Source organism: Motilimonas pumila (genome assembly GCF_003596335.1).
GTDB classification, from domain to species: domain Bacteria; phylum Pseudomonadota; class Gammaproteobacteria; order Enterobacterales; family CBDFNC01; genus Motilimonas; species Motilimonas pumila.
The window spans coordinates 62,839-79,246 of the sequence record NZ_QZCH01000004.1; the positions used below are offsets into that span (position 1 = coordinate 62,839).

Genomic DNA, 16,408 nt, shown 5'->3' on the forward strand with positions numbered 1-16,408 from the left:
CGACGCCACTTCATACTCTGGCTTCTCGCGGTGACTCTGTACTATGATTGTCTTGCCAGCGTCATTTTTAAATACCGATTCACACCTTGATTGAAGTAGCTTGATTATGTCAACCCACGCATTGCCATCGGCTGTAAAACCCTCATATCCCTCAACCATGAATGTTTGCCCTGTCGCGTATTTCGCGCAACATCAGCCCTTGCACCGCGCTTTGCAAATGGATGCGCAGGGCGTCACATATCAAGCATTAGACCAAGAGGTAACGGCGTTATCTGAAAGCTTATACCATCAAATCTCACAGCCTGGCTCGCCACTGGTTGTTGCGATCATCAGCCAAGATGCAACCGAAATTGTTCCTCTGCTGTTTGCCTGTTTACGATTAGGTTATGTCTTGTGCCCTATTGCGCCGCAATTACCGGCCAAAGAGATTTTACAACGTTGCTTATATAGCGGCATTCGTTATGTGATTGACGACCAAGCTACCTTAACCTCACAGCAGCTCCAACAAGCCGCACTAAGCAAAATAACGCAACAGCGGAACGCAATAAAACCCGCCCCTGCCATTGCTCCCCCTCAACCATCGACTAAAATTGTCCCAGCGCGAGCTTGCACCGCAGTGTTTACCTCAGGCAGTAGTGGTCAAGCCAAAGCGGTAATACACAGTTTTAGTAATCATTATTTTAGTGCCGCCGGCTCACAGCAAATACTGCCTTTTCACAATAAGCATGCATGGTTACTGAGCTTGCCGCTTTACCACATTGCTGGCATCGCCTTGGTGATGCGAGCCATGTTAGCCGGTGGCACCTTGGTGATTTCAAAGCAAAATTTTATTGCTGCTTTACAAAACCACTATGTTACCCATGCCTCTCTTGTGCCGACGCAGGTTTACCGTTTATTGCAAAGCCGTAAACTGGCAGGTAAAGCCTCGGACAGTCACTTACAGCATGTATTGGTTGGCGGCGCGGCGTTGCCTCAGTCCTTATTACAAGAATTAGCCACGCAACCCTTCGAAAGCTACATCAGTTATGGCTTAACGGAAATGAGCTCACAAGTCGCGACCGTCTCCGTCGCCAGTCTGTTGGCCAGTGATGCCAAGTCTTACCAGCTTTTACCTTTTCGCCAAGTTAAAGTATCACAGCAAGAACTGCTGCTTAAAGGCGAGACATTATGCTTGGGTTACCTCAGTGCCGATGGCCTACAAACATGTACCGATGAAGCGGGTTGGTTTCACAGTAAGGATCTCGGTACTATGCATGGCGATGCATTAACACTGAAAGGTCGTAAAGATAATATGTTCATTTGCGGCGGGGAAAATGTTCAGCCCGAAGACATTGAACAGTGCTTGGTGAACTATCCGGGTGTAATGCAAGCTGTCGTCGTCGCGGTAGTTGATCCTGAGTTTGGTCAGGTTCCCTGCGCCTTGATTCAATGGCAACATCACAAGCAATGGCAAAGCCTTAAGCTTCATTGCCAAGAGCACCTTGCTCCTTGGCAAAAACCTAAATATTTCTTAGTATTACCTAAACAAGCTGGACTAAAACCTCAACGAGCTCAGTTACAAAAATACGCTGAACAACAACTCGCGGCTCCTCTTTTATAAGCAACAATTTTGACGGTTCCTATCTCTTAAAAATGCCATTCATCTTATCTATCTGCTAATCATCATTAAGCAGTTGCGAGGAAAAAATATTCAGCTATAACTATACTAGTCAATGTATCTCTGTGGCTTTTAAACAAAATAAATAATCTAGCCAGATGTCGTCATACTGACATATTTCTTTTATAGCCTTTGCGGCTACCATGTGGGTCATATCTAACATCAAATTTCTGCGAAATTGCCGGTTTGGCATTTTTGCTACTTTTTATCGACACAATTTTTGGAGAGAAAAAATGAACGACATACACAAGTTAGAAATCATTCCCGATAACCAAGCACTTATCTCTGTGGCTGCTTTCCACAACAAAATGAGCTCTGACTTACATGACTACCAACTGCAACTAGCAAAACTGCGCAAAACCATGCAAGACTCTGGCTTCAAAGTTGACGTTGACGCAGCCGCTTGGGTGAAAGACAGTGGCCGCGATTACCTGTCTAACCCTAAGTTGCTTGAGAACGCCCCGCTGACTTACGTATGTACCCTACTGTGTGAGTTATTCAAGCACAAAACGATTGAAGAAGTGAGCGTGGTAGTAACGCCAACGACCATTACAAAATTACTTACTCGATTAAACAGTTTCAAATTACACTAAAAACGACACTCTACACCGCGAACGTAACGTTCTTCTTGGCCGGATTTTCCGGCCTTTTTTATGCCATTTATCCTTTTATATTGCCTCTTAGGCGCAATTTTGATGACTTTGTCACCAGCGCTATTTTTTTATAGGTTTCATAGTGTAAGAGATCTGCCATTGCTGCTGTAATCTTGCTTCGAAAAATCTCGCAGAGAAGCCCGCAACCGTCACGTTAGCATCTCCCAAGAAAAGAAAGAATAACAATTAAAAACAACAACTTGAAAAATCTAAACAATAGTTAATATTGGAAAACCCCTATTTTTTTTGATGCAGTGTCTTTTTCTAAACGCTAAATAGCCTATATTTAATCACGCAAGGAAGCACAGAGGCACTAACAGGATGTTGGGTCTCATGTCAGATAGGATGTCTGGCAGTCAGGATGACAAATGGAACCGCTACAGGATGTAGCAAAAGGACACCTCCAGGATGGAGAAAGAAGCAAATCAGGATGGTTTGTTTAGATCAGGATGATCAATAAGGACTCCCCAAAGGATTGGGAAGCGGAAAAACCTAGGGATTAGGTGTTAGTCAAAATTTTGCATGGAGCAATATAGCGTCAAGGAATGATGTAACGACTACATAAGGCAATACTCTTTGAGTATTGCCTTTTTTCCTTCTAAAGCCAGTTTATTTATTCTTCCCTTTTTCCTCCTCTTCTACAGATTGATTTTTTATTGATTTTGATTAAATGAAATAATCAGCGCCAAACGGTCAATAATGCCGACAAGCGGCATAGCTCACATTTTAAAATCACCTCCTCTGTGAGATATTAACCATAAACCTTGTAAGCAATCACCTTCAAATCAATAGGAAAACGCTGTTTAATACTTATTGATATCACTGAACAAAATACCATCAACTCATACAAAACAATCACTTACAGAGGGCAATAAAAAGCACATACAGGAAAACCTATATTTTTTTCTACTTTGACGCTTTTTCGGCCACTAAAAATCCTTATATTACTGCCTCGCAAGGAAGTGAAAGACACGAACAGGATGTTTGGTCTTATGTCAGACAGGACGTTTGGCAATCAGGAATGATGCAAGGACACACAGCAAGAAGCTGTAAAAGGACACCTCCAGGACGGAGACAGAAAACAAACCAGGACGGTTTGTTAGACTAGGATGGTCAAAAATGGACACCCTACAGGACGTAGGAAGTGGAATAGCCTAAGGATTAGGTATAGTCAGGGAGCGCAGGGAGCACCAATACATCACGGATCCGATGTTTACGACTATAAGGGGCAATACCTTCGGGTATTGCCCCGTTTTTTTATCTGCAGATTTTCTCACCATCAAAGCCATATCTTGTATTAACTTTGCTTTTCGCTCGCTAGGGCGCCATCACGAGCAAGTTATCTGAGGTTAAGCTTTCCTCTCCAGACCAGCGATAAGCCGCTAATTGCTTATTACCACTAAAATCTACGCACGCGACGTGTCTATTATCCAAGCTTAGATTGGTCTGATGCATCGAATAATGACCAATGAATACCCTTTGTCGAGTCTGATGTAACACCACTTTTTGTTGTAATGGTATATCTGGAATTTTCATGATTTGGCTATAAGGCACGGCGGCTAAATCTCGATAACTCGAGCCTTGTCGCGCCCACCACTTCAAGCGAATATCATTACGCTTCACACCGTGCTTATCATTAAAATGATAACCCGCCGGTAAGGTCAACTCAGGACCTTTAAGCAGTAACGCCATTGTCTCGTAATGAACACTGTCAGGACGATTAGCGCTTAATAATAACTCTGGGGTCATACTATTATCGAGGCTGAGATAAGGTTGGAGCCCAGTAATAAGGTCCGGCCGCCAGCAAGCATGAATAAATGCCACCCCTTGCTTTTCAAGGTACAAAGGCAAGCCGGATAGCCAGTCAATAGCGTCTTGGTAAGCTTTGCCGTGGGGAGGAAATTCATCCAAAAAAGCCCGATGATGACGGCAGTTTTTCACATTGTGGACGCGTAAATATCGCGACGGATCCGCCGGATCTAACGTTGCAAAACTAATGGCATTAAATTCATGATTTCCCAAAATCGCCAAAGCAGAGCCCGCGTTAACCATGTCTCGGATAATGCGCAATGTTTGCCGCTGCTGATTGCCTCCATCTATCATGTCGCCGATAAACACCGCTTGGCGATTATCAGCATGTTGATAAGCCCCCTGCCTCATCTTGTAGCCTAACGCTTGCAGTAATTGCAGTAATAAATCAGCGCGACCATGGACATCTCCAATGACATCAAAACCCGTCAAAGACACTTCCTTAAATCAATACCTTACCTAATAAGTTTAGTTAAACTTGCCAACTTCGCCGAAACAAGGCATTTTTCTGTTTTTCTACTTCATTAGTCTGTTAACATCACTTTTTACTAAATCAGCTATTACCATCACACAATTCAACTGAATGACATAAAATATCCAGAATTAGTGAAACAGATCAAGTCCAGCAGCATAGGCTTTTCACCGCCTCAGCTGTTATTATTTACATTCATTTTTTATCGCGCTGAAAAACGTCTAGGAAGCCCCACAATGGATTTAAACGCTGTCTTTTCTAACCTTAAACAATTGCCAGTAATTCCGACTTTACTCGCCGAATTAATGGAAAGTTTTGGAGATGAAGATGCCCGCATTGATGTGCTTGCTAAAAAGATTGCCATGGATCAGTCCCTAAGCGCTAAAGTTATCAAAATGGCAAACTCCGCCGCTTATCGCCGCGGCAAAGAAGTATCTTCTATCGAGCAAGCTGTGATCCGCTTAGGCTTTAACACCATGCGCAGCATCGTCATTGCTTCAGGAATTGGCTCTGCTTTTCCTAATACGCCGGGTTTTGATAAAAACCAATTTTGGGCGGACACATTTAAAGTAGCCACTATTTCTAAGGCGCTCGCAAAGCACACTAAAATTGAGCCAGAAACTGCGTTCACGTGCGCCATGATGCACAATATTGGCGAAGTATTGTTACAATCGAGCCTGCCAGAAGAAATGGCCTTAGTCGCGATGGCGATGGAGAATGGCTCTAGTCGAGTTGAAGCACAACGCGAAACCTTAGGCTTTGACTACAGTCAAGTGGGGGTTGAGCTCGCGCGACGTTGGAATTTCTCTGAAACCTTCATCAACGCAATAGAACAACAATTAGACCCCTTGTCGTTTGAGGACGTCTCTGGTGCAGCCATTTTGATACGTCTATCTGTATTTGTGAATTTTGCTTGGAACGCAGGTGTTCCTGCACAAGCCATAATTGGACGCTTCCCGAAAGCACTCGCACAGCACCTAGACATTAATCCAGAATCACTTGCCGGTCAGTTAGACGATCTGCAAACCCAAGGCAATGAACTTGCGATGTCACTCGTGTAATCTTTTTACTCTGTTGGTAAGGTTATAATGGATAGTCAGTCCTTATTTGATAATCTTGAGCAACTGCCCAGTATTCCCAGTGTACTGCAAGGCCTGATAAAGGCCTTTGAACATAATGAAGTGGACATGATGGCCGTCGCCAAGATGATTTCCTTAGATCAAATCTTTAGCGCAAAAGTCCTTAACATGGCGAACTCCGCCTATTTTGGTCGTGGCCGTGCAGTGGCAAGTACCGAAGATGCCGTCATTCGCCTTGGTGCGAATACCATACGTAACCTGGTTATGGCATCTGGCGTCAGCCAAGCTTTTAGTCAATACAAGCAAGTAGAGCAGCAAACGTTTTGGTTTCATACCTTATACGTGGCAACCATAGCCAAAGCCTTAGCAAAACAGGCTAAAAGCTCTCCTTCAACCGCCTTCAGCTGCGCCATGTTACACAACCTTGGAGACTTGCTGATCCGCGTAGCGATGCCTGAGCAAAGTCAGCAAATGGCAGCTAAAATCAGCAATGAGTCTGACCGCGCTTACCAGCAGCAACAAATTCTCGGCTTTAGCTATGTCGATGTTGGCGCAGAGCTGGCTAAACGGTGGAATTTCTCCAAGCTATTCCAAACGGCCATCCATCGTCAGCTAGATCCTATCAGTAGCAGGCCTTTCAACCATCAAGCCGGTTACATACACCTTGCGGTATTGTTAGCATCGGGTTGGCAAAATAACCTGAGTAATGAAGCCATCAACGCTGAGCTAGACGAGGTGTTACTGCAATGGTTAAAGCTTAATCCAGTAGAAATATTGACGGTTCAAGCTCAATCTAAAGAAGAAGCTGACTCACTGATGCAAATACTGCAGTAATACTCTGGTGAGAGCACCCAGCTCATGCCCAAATAGCATAATCAGTAACCTTAAATTGCAGCAAAGCCGTGTAGCTTTGCTGCAATTTTTCAACCTTACTCAGCAACGCTTAGCTTGACGCAAGCCTGTTGCTGACACCAAGCCACAAAATCATCATGGCTCATAGGTTTGGCGACCAGGTAACCTTGCATGTGGTGACAACCAAGCGAAGCTAAATAATCAAAATGCGCTTGTCGCTCCACGCCTTCTGCAACCACTTGCAGGCCCATTTTCTGGGCTAACTGTATGGTCGTTTCCACCAGTAAATGATCAACCTCAGAAGTTTCAATATCTTGAATAAAGCTGTCATCCAACTTGAGCAAGTTAACAGGAAACTTCTTCAAATAAGAGAGCGACGAGTAACCACAACCAAAATCGTCCAGCGCTACCTGTAGCCCTTGTTGCTGCAAATGTTCAAATTGCAGCATGACCTCATGCTTAGCGTCCAAGATAAAGTGCTCGGTGATCTCCAAAATCAACTCACTTGGCGCTACTTGATAGGTTTGCATCATGGCTTTTAGATGGCGGAAAAAGCCCAAACTCTTTAGCTGTACGTTAGAAATGTTCAGGGCAAGGCGGCGATAATCACAGCCAAGCGCTCGCCATGCCACCATTTGCGCGAGTGCATGCTCACATACCCACTCACCCATAGGGTTAATCATGCCAGCAGCTTCTATCGCGTCGATAAAGTCTTCTGGCTTTAATAAGCCTCGCGCAGGGTGACGCCAGCGCAATAAAGCTTCTACCGCCACCAACTCCCCCGAGCCTAGGTTTACAATTGGTTGGTAACAAAGCTCAAACTCATTGTGCTTAAGCGCTCGGCGCAGCTCATACTCCATGTTGATCTTAAGTCGATTGGTTTGCGCCAACTCATTGTTATAGCGCAAAAAGCGCGATTCGTTTTGTTGCTTGGCTTGGGTCATCGCCAAGTAAGCTTTACTCAGTAAGTCGCCGCTCTGTGTTGCATCTTGCGGCCCACTCGCTATGCCGATATGACAACTGAGATAAATACTCTTATTATCAATTTCAAACGGCTGCGCCATGCGCTCTAACAAAGCTAAACACACCTGTGTTTGCGCAGTAATGCTAGTGCCATCGGTCAGTAAAATGGCAAATTCCGCGCCACCAAAACGCGCAGATAAATCTTGTTGGGCGGTCACCGCTAGCATCCGCAGGGCAATTTCTTGCAGGATTTGGTCCCCCACCGAGTGACCCAAACGATCGTTGGTTTCTTTGAAGTTCTCAAACTCCAAGAACAATAACACTCCGGGTAAAGACTGTGCCATGCGCTCTTCTAAAAACGACTCAAAACGCTGGCGGTTAGCTATCCCCGTTAGCGCGTCATAATTGGCTTGTCGCCAAATACGTGCTTCGTGGCGCTTTTTATCGGTTAAATCAGAGAATAACGAAACGTATTTATTCACCCTTTTGCGTTCGTCGTCTTGCACTGCGGTAATGCAAAGCCAGCCGGGAAATTCACTGCCATCTTTGCGCACCCCCCACATCTCTCCACGCCAAAAGCCGTGTTTATGAATGTCTCGCCACATTTTGCGTAAGTTGTTTTGATTGTTGCGACTCGCCCCCAGCAGTACATTGCTGCGCCCAACCACATCACTTTTACTAAAACCTGTTATATCGCAAAAAGCTTGGTTGACCGATACGGTGCGCTGCTTCGCATCCTCAATTAAAATGGCGTCGGCCACGTTATCAAATACCGTACTTGCTAATACTTTGGCTTGATCCGCCATCACGCGCTCAGTGATGTCCCGCGCACTGACAATGACGCCTTGCCATTGTGCCGCGTTCGTATAGGGACTATAACTGACTTCTAAACAACGGCGTTGGCTGCCTTGGTCAAGCCAAAACTGGTGAGTACACACTGACCCCTTGGCCACTAGCTTTAAGCGCGGTGCAATATGTAACTGAAATAAATTCGATTCAAACAACGCACTAAATGGCACATTGAGTTGGCTTAATTCAAAGAAGCGACGGAAGCTGTTGTTAGCAAGGACTAACTGATGCGTAGGGTCTACGTAGGCCATCAAGTCGCTGGCACCGGCAAAAATACGTTGATACAAAGGGCTATCTAGCAACTCGCCAGCGCTAAGGCGTACGTATATCAAGATAGCGCCGTCATGCTCTAAAGATTGTAAGTTCGCTGAGAATACCTGGGCTTTGCCCGCTATCACCAATTCGATGTCTTGCTGCACTTGTTGTTTGGATTTCACCAAATTCCATAAACTGACCCAAGCGATACTAGACGATAGTGCCATGCAGCATTGTTGAATATTAGCCACATCAACTAACGTCGCGGCGGCGATATCATTGTGTGCTGATATACAGCCTTTTTGATCAAGACAAAAGCGCATATCTGCGCAGGTTTGGTGGCTGAGACTGACGAGTAAATCAGCGTTAGGAGCAAGGCTAGCCATGAAGGGTTTTCTTCCTTGAGCGGTTTAGCAAAATATTCAATCGGCTATTTTACTCGGCGCAGTAAAAAAGTCTGAAAATTGACCAGTAAATACCAAAGAGATCACACTATCAGCTGAGAAATCATCAAGTTTTTGAACTGGGCAACGTCATCAAAACGCTAAATTTTATCGCACAAAAACATAAAAACTGACAATTCTGTCTTGCAGTTAACGATTGCAAGCTAAGCTGTATATTAGACTAAGCGATTCGCTTCCATGGCTAACTACTTATACGGTAAAGCGTTTTATGGCTAAATTAATCACTTACTCAAACGATGCATCAGCCCAGCTTACCACCCAAAGTGATAACCCTGAGTTTTACCAGCAACTGTTTAAACTTAATGAAATTGCCATTGAGTTAGGTAAGGCGCCGACCTTAGATGACTTGTTCCGTCTCGCGGTAGAAAACTGCCTCAATCACCTTGCCATCGACCGCATGGGTATCTTGATGATAGAGCAAAAGACGGACGGCCAGCAGTGGATGCGAGGAACCTGGGGGACAGACGAAGTAGGTAATGTTCGCAGTGAAAGTCACGATACCGCCCCAATCTTGGATAAAGTAAAACAGGTTATTCATGAAGTATCGACCCAAGGCAAGGTCTGCGTCTGGCACGATCAAAGCTTATACGAATTTACCGAAAAGCAAGGAGAAATCATTGAAGTCGGCCACGGTTGGAATGCCGCCATCGCCATATGGGATAAAGATGTAGTCATTGGCTGGGTCGCGTGTGACAACTTATTACAACACAGGCCTTTTGAAATTTACCAAAGTCATATTTTACGCCTGTTTGGCTCATTACTCGGCGAGTTAATAAAACAAAAGCTGGCAGAGCAAACCCAGCAACATTTAAATCAGCAACTTAGATCAACCTTAGCGCAATTACAACATACTCAAAAAGAGCTTATTGCGGCAGAAAAACATGCAGCACTCAACGACTTAGTCATTGGCATGGCGCATGAAATGAATACCCCTTTGGGAGTGATAAAAACCGCAGCCAGTTTACAACCAGAAGTTTTTAAAGAGTTACAACAAGATTTATCTTCAGGCACTATTTCAAAAAATAAGCTAGTGCACGCTATCAACGTAGGACTAGAAAGTCAGAGCCTCATCGATGTTAACATCGACAAAATTGCCCAATTAGTGTCACAATTTAAGCGCCTCTCTGCGCTACAACACAGTCAAAACCGCAACGATAACATAGTGCTGAATGACTGGTTAACGGCCAACGTAAAGCTGTACCTCACCCCTTATCAACAACAATTAGCGCTACTGAACATTAGCGTAGAAGCGCCAGAGCAAAGCGTAATCATAGACAGCCAAATGCTGGGGCAAGTGTTAGAAAGCTTACTGCAAAATGCGATGGAACACGGTTTATGCGATGCGACTCAAGGCCAGCTCAAGGTCAGCGCAAAGATACTCAATAAAAACTCAGCAGCGACACAAGGTGAAGCTCACCAGCAACCTACATCGCAAGCCGTGCTGGTGCTCTTAATAGAGGACAACGGCCCCGGCATTGCACCGCACTTAGTCGACAAAGTGTTCGACGCTTTTTACACCAGTAGCCGGGGAAAAGGCAATAAAGGCCTTGGCTTACACATGGTCTATAACCTTGTGAAGCAAGGCCTGAAAGGGGAAATTAACCACTTTCAGCCAGCTGCGGGCGGCTGTGGATTTAGCCTAACCCTGCCCATTGCGCCAAATCAATAAGACGATTTATACCTTAGTGACCGCGGTGCCAAACTGGTAAGCTTTAAATCGACTCAACGCAACTTTTAAGTCATGCAATAACAGGTAGTTCACTGGCACCAATAGCAAGGTAATCATGGTGGCAAATAAAATGCCAAAGCCAAGTGACACCGCCATCGGGATCAAGAACTGCGCTTGGGTACTCTTTTCAAAAATCAAAGGCATCAAGCCCGCAAACGTGGTGATTGAAGTTAACAATACGGCTCTAAACCTGGCAACCCCAGCACTGCGCACCGCCGTTCTCACATGAATACCTTTCGCTCGTTGGCGGTTAATGTAATCCACCAGCACCAAGGAGTCGTTGACCACGACCCCCGTCAGCGCCAACATGCCCATCATCGACATAATGGTAAGCGGCATATCCATGATCCAATGACCCACAATAGCGCCTATGCCGCCAAAAGGAATCACCGACATCACCACAAAAGGTTGAGTGTAAGACTTAAATGGGATCGCCAATAAAGCATAAATAGCAAACAACACAAAAAACAAGCCAAATGCCAAGCTGGTAAACGACTCGCTTTGCTCTTTTGCCTCGCCTTCAAGAGAATACGTTAAGCCTGGATATTGTAATGAGAGATCTGACATCACCTGCTGTAAGTCACGCTTTATCGCTTCAATATCAGCGGTTTCTTTTTCTGCATCGGCGGTTACATTCAAAATACGTTTACGATCTTTACGCGTAATACTGGCCGGGCTTTGGCCTATGCTAACGCTAGCCACTTCCACAAATGGCACTTGCGCGCCATCACGGGTGCGGATCATCATGTTGTTTAGATTGAACAAAGACTGTCGCTCCGCTTCCGGGTAACGAATAAATACTTTAACGTCTTCCCTGCCTCGCTGGATCCTCTGTACTTGATAACCATAAAAACCTTGGCGTACCTGCTGCGCTAAATCTGCCAATGTCAGGCCAAGGGCTTGGGCTTGCGGTTTAATATTGAGCTGCAGTTCAGTTTTACCTTTAGCCAGACTATCACCGATATCAAATACCCCAGGATAAAGCGCTAATTGCGCTTTTAAGTCATCTGCTGCTTGGCGTAAAACGGAAAAATCTGCTGCACTCAATTGCACATTGATAGGATCGCCGCCGCGGCCAATTTCAGCCCGGAAGGTTAAGCTTTCTACTCCAGGAATAGGGCCAATCAGTGAGCGCCACTCTTTTACTAACTGGTTAGTTGAGACCGTAATCGTTCGTTCTTCAGGGGGTTGAATTTCAAACATGACTCGGCCTTTGGCTGCATTACCGCTGCCTTGGCCACCACTTGATCCCGTGGTTGAAAAAATGTCGAGAATCACGCTGTCGCCGGTTTCAGGATCGCGGTATTTATCTTGTAGTTCAATCGCAGCATCCAGCATTTTTTGCACGTAAAAATCCGTACTGGCAAACGCGGTGCCCGCAGGCATGGTCACGACTGCTCGGGCAGTCTCTGCCGGTACCCGAGGGAAGAAAATAAAGCGCGTCCAACCACTGAAAACCATGGTAAAAACAATAATCGCAATGCCTATCGCCACTGACAACGACAAGTATCTGCGGCGAATCACTTTGGCTAAAAATGGTCGATAAAACCGTAAGATAAAGCGTTCAAACCCGTTAGCAAAGGCTTCTTGCCAACGACTAAAACGGCTAGGCTTAGCTTGGCGTAGTTGAATGTTTTTTAAATGCGCCGGCAATACCAGCTTCGACTCAATCAAAGAAAACAGCAAAACAGGGATGACGATAAGGGGAATTTGCGCAAAAATTTTGCCTCGCGTGCCTTCTATCATCAACAATGGCGCAAATGCAGCAATAGTGGTCAAGATGCCGAATGTGACCGGCACAGAAACTTCTTGCGTGCCTTCTATGGCGGCTTTTAACGGTGAACTGCCACGCTGCTGGTGGGCATAAACGTTTTCTCCGGTAACAATGGCGTCATCCACCAAGATGCCCAGTACTAATATAAACGCAAATAAGGAAATCACGTTTAAGGTGATATCTAAGGTGGGCATCATTAACAAGCCCCCCATAAAACTCACAGGAATGCCCAAGGTCACCCAGATGGCGATAGAAGGGCGCAAAAAAATCGCCAGTAAAATGATGACCAAGATACAACCTTGGATTGCGCTATCGGTCAAGGTTTTGATCCGCGCTTTCACCACCTTAGAGCGATCTTTCCAATAATCAATACTCACGCCATTGGGTAAATGAGGGCGCTTTTCAGCGATGTAACTTTTGACTTTTTCAGCTACCTCAATCGCACTTTGCTGCCCTACCCGATAAACTTCAATCATGACGGCAGACTCGCCATTAAAGCGAGATTTAATGGGGTTTTCTTCGAAGCCATCCTTGATGGTTGCAATATCCGAAAGCAGCAAGCGTGAGCCGTCCGCAGCTGTACGAACCACTATGTTGCCGTATTCATCGCCGCGATACGCTTGGCCCTTACTGCGCAGCAAAATTTCACCACCCAAGGTTTTAATGCTACCTCCCGATAAATCCAGCGACGCCGCTTTCACCGCATCGCTGACTTGCGCCATGGTGAGGTTATATTCCCGTAATGTAAGCTCCGACACTTCTATTGAGATTTCATAAGGCCTCACCGACTCAAGCGCCACGTGAGAAATACCAGCAATAGACTGTAAATCGTCGCGAACCTGCTCACCCAACTGCCGTAATTCTAGCTCAGACAATGCCCCAGACAGTGACACGCTAATCACTTCTTTCTGGTGAATGGTTTGGCTGATCATCGGTCGCTCAGCATCACTGGGCAATGTATTCAGTGCATCAACACGGTTTTTAATTTCGTCTTTTACCCGAAAGGTATCGTAATTAGGATCGACTTCTATGGTAACGCGACTCGCGCCTTCGTTAGATGTAGAAGTAACCTCTTTAATGCCCTCAACATCGAGAATGGCCTCTTCAATGGGAATTGCTAAGCTTTCTTCGGCGTCTTCCGGCGTTGCACCAGGCAGCGCAACGTTGACAGAAACCAAATCCATCTCAAATGAAGGGAAAACTTCAAGAGGGATCTTGGTTTTGAGGGAATAAAGCCCGGAAGCTAAAATCAGCACCATCAATAAATTTGCGGCGACATGATTGTGTGTAAACCAACGAATTAAACCATGCATTAAGGTGACTCCGTCGCGAGTTTCGCTTGGGTGCCCGAAATCACGTTGCCCAATGGCGTGGTGACCAGCATTTGCCCAGCCGTTAAGCCGGAGTCGATAACAAAGTGTTCATCGTCGGCCCAGCGAACAGAGACGTCTTTACGCTGCAAGGTGCCATTTTCAAAAACAATCACTTGGCGGCTTTGATACACCGCATGGCGCGGTAATACGAACACATTTTGCAACGTTTTACCGGTAATTTTTGCGTCGACAAACTGGCCGATTTTTAGCGGTGGTTTGTCTTGATTAACCACACCGTAAGGGTCATCGATACGCGCAATGGCATACAGCTGACGAGAGTTGGTATCTAGGGCCCCCTCGGTGCGCACAATTTGTCCTTGCCAGTGAAAACTGTCACGGCCAAATTGCGCGGCGATGGTCACCTGCGGTTGTGCTGGTTCGGCTTGGCCTTGACGGTATAGCTCAGGCAAATCAATCACCGCCTGCTGACTGCTATTAAGCGGTAAGCGCACTTCCACATAGTCAACGGCATAGATATTAGCTAGCTGAGTGCCGCTATTAATAAACTGGCCTAAATCAACATGCTTTTGTAGTACTCTGCCCGCGTATGGCGCACGTATCACGGTACGCTCTAAATCCAACTTGGCTTGTTCAAGTTTAGCTTTGGCAGAACTCACCGCGGCCTGAGCAGCAGCTAATTGCGGCTTACGCAGCACCAATTCATTGGCTTTGCTTCCTTTGCCTAACCGTTGCCAGTCTCGCTTAGCTTGGGCAGCTCGCGCTTGTTCTTCAGCAAGGGCCAGTTTCGCTTCTACTAAACTGGCATCAGCAATGCTTTTAGCAGCTTTAAAATCGCGCTGGTCAAGAGTGAGTAAGACGTCCCCTTGTTCAAAAAAGCCGCCTACGGCAAAACTGTCTGACAAGCTATTTACCGTACTCGCTACTTGGCTAACTAATGCTCCCTGACTACGAGGGGAAATGGTACCAAAACTTGCAACCTTTACTTGGTAAGGCTGAGGAGAAAGCGTGACTACTTCCACTTGTACCTTGGCCGACTTCGCCTGTGGACGTTTCTTAGCCTCCGGTTTGTTAGCCATTAAATACTGCGCCACAAACACACTGATGGCAACAATAATAAGAGGCAATATAAAACGGCCACTGCGCGCTAACCACGGCGAGATAGCAGAGTTTTTCATGGTGTTACTTCCTTGGATTCAGCCCATCGTGGGGCTTGCGGTAACCCGCCCCCTAAAGCTAGTAGTAGATTGATGCGGTTTTGCAGCCGTAGGTTACGAATATCAATACGGGTGCTTTGACTATCAAATGAGCGACGTTGCGACTCCAATACCGTCACGTATTCCACCAAACCCGCTTGATACTGCTCAAACGCTAATTGTTCGGCCTGAATAGAATTGTCGGCGGCCACAATGACCCTATCGAGTTGCTCAACCAAAGACGTTTCAGCATTTAAAGCAGACTCCACTTCTGCAAACGCGCTCAATACTTTGTTGCGAAGCTGAGCGGATGCCGCTTCCGCTAAAGCTTGTTTTTGTTGTTGCTGAGCTTGTAAACGACCCGCATCAAGTAACGGCGAAGTCAGGTTGGCAAAGACATTCCAAACTAGGCTTTCAGGCTGCAGCAAATCATTCAGTTCGTTAGAACTGCCTCCTACGCGGGAAGTTAAGCGCAAACTGGGAAACTTCTGTTTGTAAGCGACCGCAATTCGCGCATTCGCTGCGCTCAAATTGGTGTACTCCGCTTGAATATCAGGTCGGCGCTGCAGCATTTCAGAAGGTAAGCCGGCAGGCAATTTAGCAATATTGAGCGCCAACTCTCCGGTTGCCCGTAATCGTCCGCTAGGATAACGGCCGAGGCTTAGCTCTAACGCCTGACTGGATTGGTTAAGCTGATCTTGCTTACCTGCCACATTAGCTTGCGCGCCAGCGACATCAGCCCGTGACAGAAACACGTCGAGAGATTGACGAATACCCGATTGATAACCGTCTTCAATAATGGCCAAGTTTTGCTGTAAGTTATCTCTGCGTTGTTCGATTAACGCCAGCTGTTGCTGCGCGGTGAGCAGATTAAACCAATCTTGGCTTATTGTTGCCACCAAGTTTTGCTGTGCGGCTTGATATTGATGCAGCTGTGTTTTGGCGTCTAATAATGCTGCCTGAGCTTGGTCATCCAACTTTCCCCATAGGTCAATTTCCCAGTTGAAATCGATTCCCAGCTGAGCGGAGTTAGCGATATTATTACCATTATCTTGCCGGCCTGCCGTTAAATAAGCCGAAATTTCAGGCCACATTTCAGCCTGCGCCAGCTCTAACAGCGCCACGCTGGCTGCCAGTTGGCTTTTACTTTGTTGTAACTGCGGGTTATTACTTAAGCCCTCATCTACCAAGGCTTTTAACTGGGGGATGTTTTCTAACTGACTAAAGAGATCCGAGCCTGATTCAGCCAAATGCTCACTCACCCATTGTTCAGGGTTCAACAACACAGGGGTCGGTTCCGAAGGGGACTGCACAGAGCAAGCCAA

Annotated in this window: 10 protein-coding genes; 5 read left to right on the plus strand and 5 right to left on the minus strand. The window is 46.0% G+C overall.

Features of this window, described 5'->3' with window-relative positions:
- Positions 1-106: 106 nt before the first annotated feature.
- A complete protein-coding gene (gene menE, locus D1Z90_RS05590) occupies positions 107-1,600 on the plus strand; it encodes an o-succinylbenzoate--CoA ligase (protein ID WP_119909766.1) in 1,494 nt (497 codons plus the stop codon).
- 290 nt (positions 1,601-1,890) lie between these two features.
- Positions 1,891-2,250, plus strand: coding sequence for a hypothetical protein (locus D1Z90_RS05595; protein ID WP_119909767.1), 360 nt, complete (start codon positions 1,891-1,893; stop codon positions 2,248-2,250).
- A 1,377-nt stretch (positions 2,251-3,627) separates the two neighbouring features.
- Here D1Z90_RS05595 and D1Z90_RS05600 read toward each other — a convergent pair.
- On the minus strand, positions 3,628-4,551 hold the full coding sequence (locus D1Z90_RS05600; RefSeq protein ID WP_158587061.1) for a metallophosphoesterase: 924 nt from the start codon (positions 4,549-4,551) through the stop codon (positions 3,628-3,630).
- A 276-nt stretch (positions 4,552-4,827) separates the two neighbouring features.
- On the opposite strand from D1Z90_RS05600, the gene D1Z90_RS05605 reads away from it, so the two are divergent.
- Positions 4,828-5,652 carry an HDOD domain-containing protein gene (locus tag D1Z90_RS05605; protein WP_119909769.1) on the plus strand — a complete coding sequence of 275 codons (825 nt, stop codon included), beginning with the start codon at positions 4,828-4,830 and terminating at the stop codon, positions 5,650-5,652.
- Positions 5,653-5,679: 27 nt separating this feature from the next.
- Complete coding sequence (locus D1Z90_RS05610; protein WP_119909770.1) at positions 5,680-6,504, plus strand: HDOD domain-containing protein; 825 nt, start codon at positions 5,680-5,682, stop codon at positions 6,502-6,504.
- 95 nt (positions 6,505-6,599) lie between these two features.
- On the opposite strand, the gene D1Z90_RS05615 is transcribed toward D1Z90_RS05610, so the two are convergent.
- On the minus strand, positions 6,600-8,975 hold the full coding sequence (locus D1Z90_RS05615; protein WP_119909771.1) for a sensor domain-containing protein: 2,376 nt from the start codon (positions 8,973-8,975) through the stop codon (positions 6,600-6,602).
- 286 nt (positions 8,976-9,261) lie between these two features.
- Between D1Z90_RS05615 and D1Z90_RS05620 the strand changes: the two genes are divergently transcribed.
- Positions 9,262-10,722, plus strand: coding sequence for an ATP-binding protein (locus D1Z90_RS05620; RefSeq protein WP_119909772.1), 1,461 nt, complete (start codon positions 9,262-9,264; stop codon positions 10,720-10,722).
- A 6-nt stretch (positions 10,723-10,728) separates the two neighbouring features.
- Here D1Z90_RS05620 and D1Z90_RS05625 read toward each other — a convergent pair whose 3' ends face one another.
- The 3 genes from D1Z90_RS05625 to D1Z90_RS05635 are packed head-to-tail and all read right to left on the minus strand — an operon-like array spanning position 10,729 to position 16,396.
- Positions 10,729-13,869 carry an efflux RND transporter permease subunit gene (locus D1Z90_RS05625; protein ID WP_119909773.1) on the minus strand — a complete coding sequence of 1,047 codons (3,141 nt, stop codon included), beginning with the start codon at positions 13,867-13,869 and terminating at the stop codon, positions 10,729-10,731.
- Entirely contained in the window at positions 13,869-15,065 is a 1,197-nt protein-coding gene (locus D1Z90_RS05630; protein ID WP_119909774.1) for an efflux RND transporter periplasmic adaptor subunit, read from the minus strand. Before D1Z90_RS05630 ends, D1Z90_RS05625 begins: the two co-directional genes overlap by 1 nt.
- Entirely contained in the window at positions 15,062-16,396 is a 1,335-nt protein-coding gene (locus D1Z90_RS05635) for an efflux transporter outer membrane subunit (RefSeq protein WP_158587062.1), read from the minus strand. Before D1Z90_RS05635 ends, D1Z90_RS05630 begins: the two co-directional genes overlap by 4 nt.
- Positions 16,397-16,408: the final 12 nt, after the last annotated feature.